The 16,957-nt window shown below is 41.2% G+C and carries 19 protein-coding genes; 15 read left to right on the plus strand and 4 right to left on the minus strand.

Annotated elements, in window-relative coordinates:
• Positions 1-60: 60 nt before the first annotated feature.
• Entirely contained in the window at positions 61-1,455 is a 1,395-nt protein-coding gene (locus tag JOD17_RS06165) for a hypothetical protein (RefSeq protein WP_204696294.1), read from the minus strand.
• 335 nt (positions 1,456-1,790) lie between these two features.
• Between JOD17_RS06165 and JOD17_RS06170 the strand changes: the two genes are divergently transcribed.
• The 15 genes from JOD17_RS06170 to JOD17_RS06240 all read left to right on the plus strand — a co-directional run bounded on the left by JOD17_RS06170 (position 1,791) and on the right by JOD17_RS06240 (position 14,317).
• Complete coding sequence (locus JOD17_RS06170; RefSeq protein WP_338028761.1) at positions 1,791-3,476, plus strand: adenine deaminase C-terminal domain-containing protein; 1,686 nt, start codon at positions 1,791-1,793, stop codon at positions 3,474-3,476.
• A gap of 88 nt (positions 3,477-3,564) precedes the next feature.
• On the plus strand, positions 3,565-4,566 hold the full coding sequence (locus JOD17_RS06175; protein ID WP_204696296.1) for a DUF3048 domain-containing protein: 1,002 nt from the start codon (positions 3,565-3,567) through the stop codon (positions 4,564-4,566).
• A 4-nt stretch (positions 4,567-4,570) separates the two neighbouring features.
• Positions 4,571-4,870 carry a YerC/YecD family TrpR-related protein gene (locus JOD17_RS06180; RefSeq protein WP_042418506.1) on the plus strand — a complete coding sequence of 100 codons (300 nt, stop codon included), beginning with the start codon at positions 4,571-4,573 and terminating at the stop codon, positions 4,868-4,870.
• Between the two features lie 178 nt (positions 4,871-5,048).
• Positions 5,049-5,435 carry a GntR family transcriptional regulator gene (locus JOD17_RS06185; protein WP_204696298.1) on the plus strand — a complete coding sequence of 129 codons (387 nt, stop codon included), beginning with the start codon at positions 5,049-5,051 and terminating at the stop codon, positions 5,433-5,435.
• Positions 5,428-6,111, plus strand: a complete 684-nt coding sequence (locus JOD17_RS06190; RefSeq protein ID WP_204696300.1) for an ABC transporter ATP-binding protein — start codon at positions 5,428-5,430, stop codon at positions 6,109-6,111. The genes JOD17_RS06185 and JOD17_RS06190 overlap by 8 nt, the downstream gene beginning before the upstream one ends.
• Positions 6,108-6,893, plus strand: coding sequence for a hypothetical protein (locus tag JOD17_RS06195; protein ID WP_204696301.1), 786 nt, complete (start codon positions 6,108-6,110; stop codon positions 6,891-6,893). The genes JOD17_RS06190 and JOD17_RS06195 overlap by 4 nt, the downstream gene beginning before the upstream one ends.
• 13 nt (positions 6,894-6,906) lie before the next feature.
• Positions 6,907-7,980, plus strand: coding sequence for a hypothetical protein (locus tag JOD17_RS06200; RefSeq protein ID WP_204696302.1), 1,074 nt, complete (start codon positions 6,907-6,909; stop codon positions 7,978-7,980).
• 166 nt (positions 7,981-8,146) lie between these two features.
• Positions 8,147-8,452: an antibiotic biosynthesis monooxygenase family protein gene (locus tag JOD17_RS06205; protein WP_042358943.1), complete on the plus strand. Its 306-nt coding sequence runs from the start codon at positions 8,147-8,149 to the stop codon at positions 8,450-8,452.
• Positions 8,449-8,799 (plus strand): hypothetical protein, encoded by a 351-nt coding sequence (locus JOD17_RS06210; protein ID WP_042358942.1) that lies wholly within the window; start codon positions 8,449-8,451, stop codon positions 8,797-8,799. Before JOD17_RS06205 ends, JOD17_RS06210 begins: the two co-directional genes overlap by 4 nt.
• 22 nt (positions 8,800-8,821) lie before the next feature.
• Positions 8,822-9,481: a cobalamin B12-binding domain-containing protein gene (locus JOD17_RS06215; RefSeq protein WP_204696303.1), complete on the plus strand. Its 660-nt coding sequence runs from the start codon at positions 8,822-8,824 to the stop codon at positions 9,479-9,481.
• Positions 9,465-10,232, plus strand: coding sequence for an STAS domain-containing protein (locus tag JOD17_RS06220; RefSeq protein WP_204696306.1), 768 nt, complete (start codon positions 9,465-9,467; stop codon positions 10,230-10,232). The genes JOD17_RS06215 and JOD17_RS06220 overlap by 17 nt, the downstream gene beginning before the upstream one ends.
• A 110-nt stretch (positions 10,233-10,342) precedes the next feature.
• Positions 10,343-11,872, plus strand: coding sequence for a methyl-accepting chemotaxis protein (locus tag JOD17_RS06225; RefSeq protein WP_204696308.1), 1,530 nt, complete (start codon positions 10,343-10,345; stop codon positions 11,870-11,872).
• Positions 11,856-12,875, plus strand: a complete 1,020-nt coding sequence (locus JOD17_RS06230) for a serine hydrolase (RefSeq protein WP_204696309.1) — start codon at positions 11,856-11,858, stop codon at positions 12,873-12,875. The genes JOD17_RS06225 and JOD17_RS06230 overlap by 17 nt, the downstream gene beginning before the upstream one ends.
• Positions 12,876-12,897: 22 nt before the next feature.
• Complete coding sequence (locus JOD17_RS06235) at positions 12,898-13,149, plus strand: hypothetical protein (protein ID WP_204696310.1); 252 nt, start codon at positions 12,898-12,900, stop codon at positions 13,147-13,149.
• A 154-nt stretch (positions 13,150-13,303) separates the two neighbouring features.
• On the plus strand, positions 13,304-14,317 hold the full coding sequence (locus JOD17_RS06240) for a C45 family autoproteolytic acyltransferase/hydrolase (RefSeq protein ID WP_239575286.1): 1,014 nt from the start codon (positions 13,304-13,306) through the stop codon (positions 14,315-14,317).
• A 2-nt stretch (positions 14,318-14,319) separates the two neighbouring features.
• On the opposite strand, the gene JOD17_RS06245 is transcribed toward JOD17_RS06240, so the two are convergent.
• Genes JOD17_RS06245 through JOD17_RS06255 form a run of 3 tightly spaced genes read right to left on the minus strand, consistent with a single transcriptional unit; the run spans position 14,320 to position 16,920 of the window.
• Positions 14,320-14,700: a hypothetical protein gene (locus JOD17_RS06245; RefSeq protein WP_204696311.1), complete on the minus strand. Its 381-nt coding sequence runs from the start codon at positions 14,698-14,700 to the stop codon at positions 14,320-14,322.
• A 23-nt stretch (positions 14,701-14,723) separates the two neighbouring features.
• Entirely contained in the window at positions 14,724-15,434 is a 711-nt protein-coding gene (locus tag JOD17_RS06250) for a response regulator transcription factor (protein ID WP_204696312.1), read from the minus strand.
• Positions 15,412-16,920 (minus strand): sensor histidine kinase, encoded by a 1,509-nt coding sequence (locus JOD17_RS06255; RefSeq protein WP_204696313.1) that lies wholly within the window; start codon positions 16,918-16,920, stop codon positions 15,412-15,414. The genes JOD17_RS06250 and JOD17_RS06255 overlap by 23 nt, the downstream gene beginning before the upstream one ends.
• Positions 16,921-16,957 lie beyond the last annotated feature (37 nt).

Genomic DNA, 16,957 nt, shown 5'->3' on the forward strand with positions numbered 1-16,957 from the left:
CAAAGCCCCCTCCCCACACGAAAAAAGGAGAAAGCCACTGACCTTCTCCACCAAACGCTTTTACATGAAAAACACGGCAAACAACGTACTAAGCAATAGCCCGAGGATGACGGGTAGGAAGCAAACGCGCACGAGTGTCTGTACGTTCACTCTCGCTACTCCTGCAACGGCAACGAGGGAAGACCAGGCAATGAGTGTACCGCCACCGACCCAAATGGCTCCCATTTGTCCGATTGCTGCAAGGGTTGCAGCGTCGACGCCAGTGACGGTACCAAGTGCACCGGATAAGGCACCGGTGAGTGGTAAACCAGAGAATCCTGAACCATCTAGACCCGTGATCATTCCGATGAGTAAGATTCCAAAGGCGGCAAAGATGCCATGTTCTGGGATGAACTGTTGCCCCGATTGAACGAGATCGAATAGGAATGCGGGAGCAGTCTCTGTTTGTAAAATACTTCCGCTAAATTCGTCACTTCCGAGGAAAAAGAAGCCGGCAATCGGGATGACTGGACCCATCGCTTTAAAAGCGAAAAGGAATCCATCGACCATACAGTCACTAACGTTGTCGAATACTTGCTTCGGTTTGTAAAACACGCTGGCAAGGATGAGCAGGATGAGGGCGGCACCTCCAATTAATGCAGCACCTGAACCTCCTTCTAAGCTAATGTCTGTAAAGAATGTCGTATAAAGCATATAGAGAATGACGATGAGGAATGTAACTGGGACGACAATTGCAAATAGTTTCCCTTTCCAACCGATGGATTCACGATGTTCGATCCGTTTTTCACCCATCCACTTATTTAAGTGAGTTGCACTCGGTTTTTGAATTGATTTTCGAAGCATAAGATAGGCAACTCCGATGGCTACGACACCTGTAATTATGGATAAAACAAATGCACGGTCAGCGACAGCTTGAATGTCGACACCAGCGGCGGTTGCACTAAGCATCGGTGCAATTTGAATGATGTAGTCACTCGATAATGCCATCCCTTGCCCAGCAATCGCAATCGCAGCGGCGCCCGCAATAGGTGGTAAGCCTGCTCGAATCGCAACAGGTAATAAGAGCGCACCGACGAGTGGGACCGCGGGTGTTGGCCAGAAGAACAATGAAATACAGTACGTGACAATAATGATGACATAGTAAGAAATGTGACCATTTGTCATGATTTTACCAAACGGTTTGATCATTTGTTCATTGGCACCAACGACCTCGAGTCCTTGCAGTAAGGCGGTCATAATGGCGATAATTAAAAAGATGCTAAACAGCTCACCGGCGGCGGCGAGACTGGCAGTGAAAATCGTCTGCAGTCCCATTGATACAGAACCGGTAAAAACGAGACCGATGATAAAGGTCATCATAATGGCAGGAACGACGACGTTTCTTCGAAGAAGCATCGTTAAAATGATGAGTAAAATCCCTGCAAAGTAGATCCAATGAGACGCTACGATATCCATATTGAGCCTTCCTTCATTAAAAGAATACGATATTGTACGTCAACATAGGCGGAGTGTGTGCGGTGCTACAAAAGTTTTGTTTTGACAAATAATACGAAAACTTCCAAAATTAAGGGAGGGGTACGCTGATAATTTCTATGAGAGATGTCCTTCCGAAGATTGTTACATTGTTGTCACGCTCTTTTATAATGGAAAGTATGAAACTATGGTAAACTAAAGGAAACTAATCGTAGACAACATTTAGAATCTACATCAATATTACAAAGCAGGTGATTGTTATCCACCCCCATCATTCATTGTGGAACAAAAGAGAGAAAAGAAATCAGATCAGTGTCGTGCGTGGAGAACTTGCACCATCGAAAGTCATAACAAATGCGACATTTCTAAATAGTGGGCGTAAAGCTTGGACAAAAGGGAACATTTGGATTTATGGAGATCGAATTGTCTATGTCGGGAAAGCGCTTCCATCAAGTGATGAGAATACGGAATGGATTGACGCGAGTGAACGGTACATCGTACCAGGTTACATTGAGCATCATGCTCACCCATTTATTGCTTATAACCCATCCACTTTTGCAGATTATGCTCTAGAAAGAGGAACGAGCACAGTCTTTAATGACAACTTAATTGTAATGATGAATGTTGATAAAAAGAAAGCGCTTACTTTAATTTCGGAAATGAACGAAGGGCCGTCTTCCCTTTATTGGTCTTGCCGAATTGATCCGCAAACGGAAACGAAAGATGAGCATCAAGTCTTCACACCACAAGCGTTAGAAGATTGGTTGAATCACCCCCTTGTCGTGCAAGGGGGGGAGTTAACGGGATGGCCGAAGGTCATTTCTGGTGATGATACGCTTCTTCATTGGATGGAAGAAGTGCTAAAGCGCAACAAACGAATTGAAGGTCACTTGCCTGGAGCTTCAGAGCGAACACTCGCTCAGCTTGCAATTTTAGGGGTTACAAGTGATCACGAAGCGATCTCAAGTGAAGAGATATTAAAGCGGTTAGATGCTGGATATACGACAACGTTACGCCATTCTTCGTTACGCCCAGATTTGCCAATGCTCATCAGTGAAATTGTTGAAGAAGGTGTGACGAATTTTAACCGTTTCTTGCTTACTACGGACGGTAGTACACCGCGTTTTCATGAGCCTGGCGTAATGGATCAATTAATACGCATCTGTATTGAGGCAGGTGTCGATCCGATTGCGGTTTATGAGATGAGCTCTTATAACGTAGCGAGACACTATGGGATTGATGCACATCACGGCATGATTGCACCGGGTCGACTTGCGCATTTGAATTTCTTAGAAGCTGTCGATACGCCTGAACCTGTATCGGTTATTGCGAAAGGGGAGTGGATCGTACGTGAAGGTGAGCGCGTTTATGAAGCGAAGCCGTTTCCTTGGGAGAACTATACCGAGAAATGGCAGCCGGTGTCTTGGGATTTAAGTGACGATGATTTGCACTTTTCAATGCCGATGGGAATTCACCTCGTGAGTTCTGTTCTGCTCAAACCGTACCATATTGAAGTGGACGGAGCCGTTGACTATTTAAATGCGTCCCATGATGAGAGTTTCTTTGCGATGTTTGATAAAGAAGGCAAATGGCGCATGAATACAATCATTAAAGGGTTCTCATCGAACATCGATGGATTGGCGACATCGTTCTCAATTACAGGCGATGTTACATTAATCGGTAAAAAGAAATCAGCTATGAAGAAAGCCTTTGCAGTACTCAAAGAACAAGGTGGCGGTATTGTCATCGTTCAAGATGATGAAGTTCAATTTCAATGGGCGTTTCCTCATTTCGGTGTGATGAGTGATAAACCGATGGAAGAAGTCATTGAAGAGCACAAGCAGTTTGAAAGTGTTTTAAAAGAGGCGGGGTATCCGTTTGAGGATCCGCTGTATAGCATTTTCTTTTTCTCGTCGACACATCTTCCGTATGTAAGGATGACTTCCAAAGGAATTTATGATGTTCATAAGAAAAGCGTGCTATTTCCAACGATAATGCGTTAAAATGGTAAAGGAATAGAGACATTAATTCTGATGCAAAGGGGATGGGGAGAAGATTGCTGTTAGACAAGTAGCCACGATGGGGTTGCTAATGGTCTCTATGCTCACCGCCTGTACTGTAGGGCTTGGTGAAGATGAGCCTAGAGACGACACCAATGAGCTAGACCCTAAAGATATGCATCAAGACGAACAACAAGATGTAGACGTTTCAAGCGAGGAATCTGAGTCAACTGAAGAAGTGACCTTAGAACCATCCACTGCACGTCCAGTTGCAGTCGTTGTAAGTAACGATCGGGCAGCACTACCCTTAGTCGGGTTACAAGAGGCTGATGTCGTTTATGAAGTATTGTCGGAGGCGTCTATTACACGGTTTGTTGCTGTGTATCAAAGTGAATATCCAGAGCGATTTGGTCCGATTCGTAGTGCCCGTGAAGCATTTATTGATGTCGCTCTCGGATATGATCCATTGTTTATCGCACACGGATTTAGTCCAGGTGCTGAGGCAAGGTTGTATAGTCAAGAGATTGACCAATTGAATGGAATGGATTATGATGGGACGTTGTTTGCTCGTGACAGTGAACGGGTTGCGCCACACAATTCCTTCGTTCGGGTTGATGAACTGTTAGCAACAGCGAGTGATCATGGGATGAATACTGAAATGACAGTTGATATTCCATTTTCATATGCAGAAGATGACTTCCAAGGGGAAGTTGCCGAACAGATTGTCGTTTCGTATCAAGATGCTAATTATGCGGAATATCGATTTAATGAGAACGAAGATGTGTACGTGCGTTATAATAATGGCGAACCTCTCGTTGACGGTGATACGCTGGACGCTTATGAGGTAGACAATCTCTTAATTGTTGAAGCGCCTCATGCAGTCATTGACGATGCAGGACGCCGCCACATTGATTTTCTTAATGGTGGAGATGGACTACTCATTCGAAATGGTAAATCTCAAGAGATCCAATGGAAAAATGAGAACAACCAAATCGTTCCGGTAGACGAATCATTAGCATTAGGAAACACATGGGTTAATATCGTACCTTCATTGCAATCGGTAACAATATATAGTGATTTAGAAAGAGAGTGATTATGTGCAGATCGATAAATTACGAGGTAAAGAACTAGATCAATTATTCCAAGCGGTGTTGTCACTCAAAGATTTAGAGGAATGCTATCAGTTTTTTGATGACCTTTGTACAGTAAATGAAGTGCAGTCGCTTGCACAGCGATTAGAAGTCGCTCGTATGCTGCAATCAGGCAATACGTATCATAAGATCGAAGTTGAAACAGGAGCAAGTACTGCGACAATCAGTCGTGTGAAACGTTGCTTGAACTATGGAAACGATAGTTATCAAATGACGCTAAATCGTGTTCATGGTACTGAAGTTTAATCAATCAAACGATCGAACTTGAGCTTTTATTCTTATTGAATAAAAGCTCAAGTTTTTTATTTTCAAAAAATTATTGACGATTAAGTGTATCAAGGGTATAGTACAGATAGATTAAGTGTATGAGTCGATTAATACATACAGGTTAGTAAGCATTGATAGTATAGAAGGAGTTACTCTAATGAACATTTCGTTTAATACGAGAGATCCGGTATATTTGCAAGTCATTCGGCATGTGAAGTTGCTAATTGCACGTGGGGAGCTTGAGGGTGGAGATACGATCCCATCACGTAGGGAATTGGCGACATCGTTAAAGATTAATCCAAATACAGTTCAACGGGCGTATAAAGAAATGGAGGAAGCACAATTGATTCATACGGAACGGAACAAGCCGAGTACAATTACGTCGGATCAAGCGATATTATCGAATGTTCGACGTGAATTGTTACGAGAATCAGTTCATCAATTTTTAGAAGAGATTGCTCCGCTTCAACTTTCAATGGAAGAGTTAATGAGTCTCGTTGAAGAAGAATACTCGTCGGTTCGAAGGGAGAATGAAGATGATTGAGCTGAAAAACGTAACGAAGCGGTACGGTCGAAAACGTGTCATGAATGACATCTCGTTCACAGTTGATGCGGGTGAAATCACTTGTTTAATTGGATTGAACGGTGCCGGTAAAACGACGTTATTAAAAGCGATAATGAATCTAACACCATCTCAAGGAAGAATTACAGTAGATGGTAAGAAGGTGACGTCAAAAACATATCAAGACATGGTGTTCGTACCCGACGTGCTTCCGATGCCAAGGAATATGTCGATTCAAGAGTGTTTAGATTTTATGAATCATTTTTATAAGAAGTGGGATGAAAAGGCTGCAAATGAACTCCTACAGTTCTTTCAGTTAAAGAAAGAAGAACGCCTTCGAGGCTTGTCAAAAGGGTATTTAATGAGGGTGAATTTGTTACTTGGTATTGCTTCTGGTTGTAAATACTTACTTATGGATGAGCCTCTTTCTGGCATCGACATTCTAACAAGAGAACGCATTAGCGAGTTGTTAACGAGTGAATATGTGGACAAAAAAGCGATATTATTTACGACACATGAAATTGCTGAGATTGAGACAATTATTGATCGTGCAGTATTTATGAAAGACGGCATGATCGTAAGCGATTATTACGTGGAAACGTTAAGAGAACAAGAACAAAAGTCATTACTTGATAAAATGCGGGAGGTATATGTGTGAATTTTTTGCAATTGTTATTTATTGAATTTAACCGCATGAAATGGTTTTTGCTCATGTTAGTCATCGTCGTTTTTGGTGCTCAGTTCTTCCTTTCAATGATCACACCGGGGCGGCTCGTTCGAGATATTCAATTGGATCGCATTTCTGCATACGAAACGTACAATTTTTCCATTGTACTTGCATCCGATTATTATTTATTTACAGTATTAATCCCAACGATTGTCATTTTTGTTTACGTTGCGATTATTTGGTACCGAGATTGGTTAGGCAAGGGGACGTATATGCAACGGTTGCTTACGTTACCGATCAGACGGATGATCATCTTTTATGCGAAACTTACGACGATTGTTTTGGTTGCGTTATTATTTATTGCACTGCATTCGTTGTTGTTGCCACTTCAACAGCTGACGTTTGCAGCAATGTTGCCTGACCAGTTTTATTCAGGGAATGCAAATGTAATTACACTGATCCAAATGTCTTTTTTAGAAGTGTTCTATTGGCATAACCTTATAGACTTTATTTACGTATTTTTAATTAGCATTACACTCATTAGTCTCATGTTTACAGGTGTTTTAATTGAGAGAGCGTATCGTTATGTTGGACTCGTAATGAATGCAAGTATAGTTATTGTGTTGTTTGTACTTTATATTCAGTTAATTGAAGCTTCGATGAGTTTTTATAGTCATGAAATGATGTGGATGATCAGTGGGATAATTGTTATTTTACTCACAGTTTCACTTGTTGTATCGAGCTTGTTATTGACGAAGCGGATGAGTGCTTAAGGGAGTGATAATCGTGAAAAAAACAATCCCAACGCTAATCATTATTGTTCTTATTGTCGTTGGTTTTAGTTCATATGCCATCCAAATGAGTACCGCTCTTTCTGAACGCCCGAATTTAGAGCTTGAGAATGAGGAAGGCGATCGTAGTGTCTTAGAAGATCTTGTCTTCACAGGATATGCAGGACACTTTGATGAAGAGGTCGCTTATGCGATCGATGGAGAGACGAATTATGAAAGTACAAGTTCATTGTTTAAGAATTTAGGAACAGCAGGGAGTGTGCATCCAGAACTGGCAGAGCGTCATCCGGCATTTGCCCGGAATTTGCACGGTCCGTATCATGAAGATGAGAATTTCATCGTCTCAGCAAGTTACCAGATTGTTAGTAATGATTTAATGGATTACCACATTACGCTCAAGTTTTTAGATAAACAGTCCGAAGAACAATGGGAGCTTGAAATTCCGTTCGAAGATGCATCTTGGGGATGGGTTGAGAGCATTTATTTAGATCAGACAGACGTTCATGTGATCGTTGCGAAAGAAGAATGGGAGGAGCATAATGAGACCGCTTCAAGAAGCGAACATCTCGTTATTGATGTAAAACAATCACAAGTTGTCGATCGTACGTCCTTCGAGGGTTTAATTCAACCGTCTGCAACTGAATTAGAGCAACAAGTACTAATTCAATTGGAAGAAGAGTTAGTTGTGTATGATATGATTAATCAAGAAGTTGTCCAATCGTTTGAAGCGCCAGAAGGAGCGAATTCGTATACGTTTTACTCATATATACTAAGCAATGAGCGTCTCTATTATTATGATCACGAGCGGGAGAGCTTAATGTATGATGACAATGGAGAATATAAACCGCTCGTAGACATTGATTCAATGAATAACAACTATTTATATCATCATTCGTTTGTTGGGGAGTATCTTTATTTACTTTTCAACCATTATGAGACATTGAATGTTACACATCTGTATGTGATTGATCCTATAACAAACGAAGTGGTTTACTCTGGTGACATTACAACAGAAAAAGAACCACCGATTGAACTATACTTTTATGATATAAAAAAGCAGGAAATGTAATGAAAGTCTTCTTAGTGCAAAAGCACTGAGGAGGCTTTTTTTGAGTGAAAGCTTGTATAATGAAACAGCTGGATGGTGTTCCCTCTAAAGTGTGGTGATGGAATTGTTGAGTCACATAAGCTTCTATTGTAAACTTATCATACGTCAAATGATAATGGGTGAACGTATGTATATCGTAACATCAACTGTAACTGTGCCTCGTGAGAAGACTGAAGAGGTTATTGATATTTATAAACATCGCTCTAGAAAAGTCGATCAAGCAGCGGGCTTCCAATCGTTTCACCTGCTTCAAAATGACAAAAAACCAGAAGAACTAACCGTTCATTTAATATGGGATTCTAAAGAAGATTATATTCGTTGGGTAAGTAGTGATGAATACAAAGAAATTCATGAGCTTGAGAAAAAATACCCTGATCAAGAGCTCGCTTCAATCTCAGCTAAGGTCGGCATGTTCTCAGTGGTAGCAACATGAATGAAGTGACGAAAAAGCGGGTTGCACTTGAGATCACGAAAGAAATATATCGCGACTTCCCTGATTTATGGGCGAAGTTTGGTGAGAACGGCCGTTTTCGTACAGAGGAAGATAACATGCATCATCTTAATCATTTAGAAACGACAATGAAAATGAATGATGAATCATACTTTCTTGATTATACGGAGTGGTTAAACCGAGTCCTTACGAGTCGAAATGTAGGTACACACCTCATTATTGATAACTTTGAACGATTGATTCGACATTTGCGTCATTACGGGTCGGAAGAAGAACAGAAGGCGTATACAGGTTATTTAAGAAGCGCTATTGAGCAACTACAAGATTAATTGCAAAAGAGGTGTTGACCAATTGCATGAGTATGTAGAGAAATTTACTGAATATGTATTAGCTGGCGATGATAATCAAGCTAGTCGTCTCGTTGACTCAGCGATGGCTCAATACACGAAAACCGAAGTGTTCGAGCAACTGATTACACCTGCAATGTATAGAGTTGGCACACTTTGGGAGGAGAACAAAATATCGGTAGCGGATGAGCATTTAGCGACGGCAGTTGTCGATATGATCATTACGTCTCTTGATCAAAAAGAACCTCAAGAAGAAGCACTCCCTGACACGGGTAAAGTTTTACTTGGGGGCGTTGAGGCCGAGGAGCACTATTTAGGACTTAAGATGGTTAGTTCAAGGTTCAAAGATTATCGATGGAACGTTCGATATTTAGGACCGAACTTACCACTGAGTCACCTTCATACGATGGCACAAATGTGGAAACCAGATGTAATTGTGCTCTCTGTTGCTCTTGCCTACCGTCTGCCGTCAGTCATCGAATATGTTGATACGTTCTCAAAGTTTGAGCACCAACCGACAATCTTAATTGGAGGGCGAGTGGCTCCGAAGCTACAGTCGACATTTTCAGAGTACAACAACGTATTCGTACTGGTTGGGTTAGATGATCTCGATCAATGGATTGAAACTGGGAAGGTAGGAAGTGTACATGCAGGAACAAAGTAATAACCACCTTCCTCTTCCATCTTTTAAAATTGATAAAAATTACGATATTTTGGAGCGCTCTACTGAAGCTGTTAAGCATTTTAAGGCAGAGCGTTCTTTTTTAGCGATTGTTGATGAGGATAGCGTGAATAAAGTGAAGCATTGGTTGCAGCCTGAGCATGATCAGATGAGGATTGAGGTGAATGTGTTCACCATTGATGAAGAACTCATTCTCGTAGATCTTTATGTTGGTTGGATTAGCGAATTGCATGCAGAAGTTCTCGTCGTTAAAAAAGACGAAGCGTTTTCAAGAGTCATGAATCAACTCGCCCAATTGCGATCAAGGTTACAAGATACGAACATGCAGCTGATGGTCGAGAAAGAACGGTTAGAAGTAACGATGGAAGAGAACCGTCAGTTGTCTGCGCCATTCATTACGTTAAATGATGACGTAGCACTCGTTCCGATGTTCGGAGATCTTGACGATAAGAAGATTCGCTCAGTTGAAGACAAACTGTTAAAGCAAATATACGAGGATAGTGCAGATGATATTATTTTTGACTTTACTGCTGTTGGAAAGATATCGGATTACGGAATGGTCGGCCTTAAAAATTTGCTCCAATCACTTTCCGTGATGGGGATGAATGTAACGATTGCAGGTGTTGATCGCTCAGTCGCAGCTTCTTTTCAACAATTTGAAGTTCAGAAATGGAATTTAGTGTTTCAACATTCGTTGGAGAGTGCATTAAAAAGCATGAACGTCACGCAATAAATGCGGTGATTCATGCTTTTTTTTATTGCACTTTAGTTGTGGTTTAGTGATAATGCATTTATGGGTATAAAGGATTATTAATGATCCAGAAATAAAGGAGATAAGAACTATTGAAAGCGAAGAAAAATAAGGTCATGCTCTTTTTTACAGGTTTTTTCATTGGTCTTCTATTACTTGTCATGATTTTACATCGAGGGGTCGGTTGGCTCGATCGTTACCTCATGATAACAGGGAGAGCAGGCAATGGAGATTTCACGCTAGTCATAACCTTTTTGTTAATCCTACCTGTTGTGTTTTTTATTGTCGCTGTATTGAATTATATTCGATCAAAAGAGCATGACCTTATTGAATGGTTTGTTATGCTTTCTCTTACATTCGGAAGTATAGCGTTAATCGCTGTTGGCGATGGACTTGTAGAATATCATTTTTCGATATTTATGGTACTCGCAGCTCTTGCTTATTATGAGCATATGCGGTTGTTAATTGTGAGTACGATGATCTTTGCATTGCAACATTTTGTCGGTTATTTTGCATTCCCAGAATTAATATGTGGAACTGGAGATTATCCATTTTCCTTGCTGATGATTCACGCTGTATTTTTACTTGTAACTTCAGGTGTATTATTGACTCAAATTCGGGTACGTAGTCAGTTTATTGCAGATGTTCAAGAGACAGATGACCGCCAACAGAAGATGATCAAATCTCTCGTAGAACGCGTAGCAAGAACGTCAGAAGTTGTAACGTCGAATGTTGAGAAATTGGACAACGCTTCAAAGCGTTCAACAGAAACATCACTAAAAAATAAAGAGTCATTCTCACAAATGGAAGCGGGCGCTTCCATTCAAGTGGAGAATGCTGTGCTTAGCCAATCAGCATTAAAGAATGTGGAAGACCTCGTAAGTCAAATAGTACAAACAGGCAAAGAATCAGAGGCAATTGCAAGAGATGCGAGTCACTCAGCGACTGCAGGTTCTACGTATATGAGTGATTCAATGATGCATATGGCTGGGATTGCGAATCATATGAATTACATGTATGAGCAAATGACGAGTCTGAACGAGAAAATGAAGGAAATTGGAAGGATAACGGAGTTTATTACGACGATTGGAAAACAGACAAACCTGTTATCACTTAATGCATCAATTGAAGCGGCGAGAGCGGGTAAGGAAGGTAAAGGCTTCTCGGTCGTTGCTAAAGAAATGCGCCGTTTGTCTGAACAATCAAATGAGAATGCGCAGATCATTGTGAAGATCATTTCCCAAATTCAATCTGAGACGAGCAAGCTAAATGAACGTATAACGAAAGCACAAAAAGATAGTACGACTGGACTTAGCCAATCCGAACAAACGAAACAATTATTTGAAAGCATTGCGCTTAAAGCGGAAGAAGTGCATGAACATTTGCTACAATCGTTGCATCATTCGAACACGATTCATTCGGAAACCGAAAAAGCATTAGAAAACGTCGAGAGTATGACGAGCGTGACAGAGCAGTATCGTCAGACGATTAATGAAAGTGCTGTCGTTTCAGAGAAAGAACGGAACGATCGCCTTATTATGGATCAATCCATTCATGACTTAAAGCATCTGATCTTAAATCTTCATGATGACTTAGGGGAGTTACGTGCACAAGAGCTTTGAAGAAGGTGGGATTCAATTGTTTGAATCAATTCATCGTGCGATCCATGACAAAATTATCCCTGGAGCAGTCGTTGCAGTTGAAAAGGGCAGTGATCGTACCATTGAAGTTTTTGGGAAGAAACACCCTCGTATTAATGACGAGCTGATGAGACGCGATACGCAATTTGACATTGCATCTTTAACGAAAGTTGTCGCAGGTTTGACGATTGTTTTTCATTTAATTGAACGTGGGCGATTGCAGTTAGATCAGCCCGTTGCTGAGGTGTTACCGGATTGGACAGAACCTCGTGTTACAATCCGGCATTTGTTGCAACATACGTCAGGTTTAAAAGCGGATCATCCAGCGAAGTATGAAGGTTTTAATCCTGAAGCGATCTACAAAGATCTGATGCAATCACCGTTACAAACGACCCCGGGAACAGAGAGGGTCTATTCAGATCTTGGCATGATCCTCTTGTATTACGTCTGTAGTAGTGTGATGGATATATCTTATGAAGACTATTTCATACACCATGTGGCAAGGCCACTCGGCTTAAAGGCCACTACGTTTTTACCAAACCGATTGGAACCAATCGCGGCTACAGAGTATGATTTCGTTCGTGGAGGTTACAAGCACGGGATTGTGCACGATGAGAAGGCAGAAAGAATGGGTGGTGTGAGCGCCCATGCAGGGTTGTTCTCGACGGCATCAGATTTACTAACGTTTTTATCGATGATCAAAAATGACGGAGCAAAGCGTTTTGATGCTGCACTTGTACGGGAAGCAAAAGCTGGATTAGGCTTTGAAGTGTCAGGTACGACGTATCGACATACTGGATTTACCGGGGTACACATGTGGGGTGATGATTCCCTTGACCTTCGTGCAGTTTTGTTAACGAACCGTGTCCACTTTGGAAGACAGGTGTCTATTCAGTCGCTTAGGAAACAAGTTGACGATGCAATTAAACAAAAATGGGCATCTGCTACGAGCGATTCACCCACCCGAAACATAGATTATGAGTAATTGATGTTTTAGGAGGGTTCGCATGTTTCCAAGACGACCACCAAAATGGCACCATCCGTTTCCGTTACCTGGTCCAATGAAACCAGGTCAAGAAGTGATTATTCCTGAAGTGTTTACGGTCCAACATCAACACGTAAAAAATCACGTATTCAAGCACGTTCCTGTCTACCCAAAGACATATAGCGAAGAATACGATCAACAAGTCATTCATACGAATTGGTCTCCCCATCCTCAGCCCCATCCGCCTCACCCTCGGAGAAGGCCATTTTTCTAATGAAAAAACTGTCAATCTAAGTAGATTGGCAGTTTTCTTTTTCAATGAATAGCAGATGTTTTGAAGAGTGTTCGCCGGCTTTAAAGCTGTTGATGTATACTAATAAAGACAAAAAATTCTGTACTAATCATCACGTAAAGTTGGGGGTACTGGCATGATTGAACCATTTAAAGTAGAGGTTAGCCAACATCGGGGATCGTCGTATGAAGTTGGTATGCATTCAGGGCAACGAGTGAAAGGGAAGCAGATTGTTAATGTTTATGAATCGATCACTCGCGAACAAATCGATGTTGATGAAATGGAAGCATTGTTTAAGACGTTTGCTCCTCATTTACTTGATGAAATGGAAGGGTTAGCAGAAGCATTAACATGGTCTTTTGCCAAGGTGGCAACTTGTTTCAGTGGGTATGATATTCCGAAAGTAGAGGCAATGGGATGTTCAACGATGATGTCAGATTCGTATTATGTTCGCAACTATGATTTCTCTCCTGAATTGTATGATCATCGATTCGCATTGAGCGATCCGAAAGAAGGGTTCGCAACGGCAGGTTATCCATTGCAACTACTTGGAAGGCACGATGGGGTAAACGAGCATGGCCTTGTCGCTGGCTTTCATTTCGTAAGTAACGCTGATTACCAAACTGGAATCTCTGCGTGGACCGCAATTCGAATGGTACTGGATACGTGTACATCCACAGAAGATGCCGTTCGTTTATTGAAGACGATTCCGCATGCAGCTTGTTACAATTTCTCGATTGCAGATGCTTCTGGTAAGCAAGTAGCCGTTGAAGCAACGCCAACGACCGTGAACGTACGGCATTCAACAAACGCATTAGCTTGTGTAAATCACTTTCAAACTGAACCACTTCAAACCGCCAATCGAACAAACATTGAAGGCTCAAAAAAGCGAAACGAATATATCCAACAACTTATAGAGAAGAAGGTATCGTTTGCCGATGCATTTCGATTGTTTTCATTGAAAGGTTCGCCTTTATTTTATACGGATTATGAGCAGTTATTTGGAACATTACATACATTTGCCTATGAGTTTACGACTTCGCGTGTTGTTACGTGTCCGGCTGGCAGAATCGATGTGTTGGACTTTATCTTTACTGACTGGGTCAATGGTGAGGACCTACGTCTGGATCACGTATTAGGGGAGCGTTGATCCTACGATAAGAATTGTGGATCGAATCCTCTCTTTATACAAGCATCTTGTGGTTTATGGACAGCGATTGCACGTTCGGAGACTGTTAAGACATCAAAACGAAGCTTAAAAAACTCAAACGTAACCATACCAGTTGTACAATTCAAGAGAATGTTTACAGTGTATCCACGACCGACAATGCCTTCAGCAGATTGATCTAGCTCATTGAAATTAATCGGTTCGCCTGTGAAGTTTTCGAAGGGCGGTTCATAACCACCCTTCGTTTCATCGAACGACCTGAGATCTAAAATTAACCCACTAATAAATAGCAATAGAGCGAATGCGCCAATGGTGGCTAGTAAGTAAACACTTGATTTGCGTGCAAGCTTCACGTAGTGGTTCATCGTTGTGCCTCCGTTCGATTTGTTTAAGGTCGCTTTGGGGGTCTTTCTTTTTTAAAGCGGTACCCAACACCCCAAACCGTTTCGATTTCATCAAAGTCACTATTATTAATCGATAGCTTGTCGCGAATTTTTTTCACGTGCACGGTGATCGTCGTAGGATCATTAATCGCATCCATTTTCCAGATTCGTTCGTAAAGATGTTCTTTAGAAAATACTTGGCCAACGTTTATAGCAAGAAAGCTAAGTAAATCAAACTCTTTGGCACGGAGCGCAACTTCAGTGCCATCCACCTCGACCGTGCGTGAGCTATGATCGATAAAGAGCCGTCCAATTGTCGTTTGATCGCTTGAAGATTCGTGCATGGACGTAAGTCGTTCGTATCTTGCGACATGTGCTTTTACTTTGGCGACTAATTGATTAGGGTTAAACGGTTTAACGATATAGTCATCCGCTCCTAAGCCAAGACCTCGAATAACATCAATATCTTCAGATCGTGCGGTGACCATAAGAATGGGCACTTCTTTCACATTGCGAATCGATTTGCAAATTGAAAAACCATCGACCCCCGGTAACATGACGTCTAACACAATAAGGTCGTAGTCATTAGTTAAGGCAAGTTCCAGTCCGTCTGTTCCAGAGTGCTTCATCTCAACCGTGAAGCCGTTAATTTCTAGGTAATCTTTTTGTAGTTCAGAGATACTTTTGTCATCTTCAATAATTAGAATTCGCTTCATCCTCATTCTCCTCTGTCTCAATCTGTTGAGCGATGGGCAATGCAAACGTAATGGTCGTTCCTTCGTTTATGACACTGTGAACATGAACGCTTCCACCATGAGCATCAATGATTTGCTTTACAATCGCTAAGCCAATGCCACTTCCAATACGTTCAGAACTTTGAGATGCTTCAGTACGATAAAAGCGATCAAATAAATATGGGATTTCTTGTTTCTCAACTCCGGATCCGTTATCAGTCATTGCAATTGATACATACGAACCGTCTAACATGGCAGACAGTTTGATTGTTTTATTTGCTTTGTTCATGAACTTCACGCTATTGGATGTGATATTTGCGAACACTTTATAAAGTTGGTCACGATCAGCAACGACCATCGTTGTAGGATCAATTGCCAGTTCTGTTGAAAACGCAATGTCATCATACTCTAACTCAAATGTTTCTTTTATATCATGTAGATAATGAGTAAGGTTAACGTTCTCAAATTGAAAAGGAATGCTGTTCATATCTAATTTTGAATAGAGAAACAGTTCATCGATTAATTTATCCATTTCTGATGATTTAGAATGAATGATTTGCATGTACTTCTCTAATTTATTCTGATCTTCTGCAACGCCATCGAGTATGCCTTGCACGTGACCTTGAATCGATGTAATTGGCGTTTTTAAATCATGAGAAATGTTGTTAATGAGTGCTTTTCGATTGACTTCATAGCTTTCTTGAATTGCTTTAGACTGTTGCAATTGAGTTCTCATATTCTCAAATGCAGCTGCCAGTTCGCCAACTTCATCTTGACGGGTGATGGCTGTTTGCTGATTTAAATCCCCATGGGCAATCGCTTGAGCTGAAGTGTTAAGTTTTTTCAAAGGTAGAATAATATGCTTTGAAAAGACGTAAGTAATGACGGCATTTGTTAGTAAATAAACAAAGATGAAACCCGCGATAACGAGAGGGACAACTTGTGTTAGAAAGGCGTCTACAGGTGATAGATCCAGTGTTATAAAAAGTGAACCGTGACGATCATCATCAAAATAAAAATCTGAACTTACGTAAGCCCAAGAATGATCACCATTACGCAAGTAACCTTGGTCATTTAGTAGACCATCACGGTTGGGTGATTGATGGGTGGGAAGCTGAGGCAAATTGGGTTGAGCTTCGTTGGACGTCGTATGGATAATTTGATCATCTCTTCGTACAACAATGTCGATTTGGCGATGGTTAAGCATATCTTCAAACTCAGTAATAACCGATTCATTTAATAAAGCATCAGGGTCTGTAGAGGCGATTTGTTGTAAGGAAGACACAGTTGCTAGTTCATCATAGAAGAAATCCTCTACAGTACCATTCTCAATGCTATAGAACTGTTTCATATCATCAATGTTTGTAAGAAATAATTGAAAAAGAAGATGAAGAAAGAGTATGAATAATCCGATCGGTACAATCGTCATGAGTACGTAAGATAAAAGTAGCTTAATGCGTATGGACATGTCGTGCTCTCCCTTCACTCTGCTTGCTTTTCCATTG

The sequence above is a fragment of the Geomicrobium sediminis genome (assembly GCF_016908595.1).
Classification (GTDB): domain Bacteria; phylum Bacillota; class Bacilli; order Bacillales; family Marinococcaceae; genus Geomicrobium_A; species Geomicrobium_A sediminis.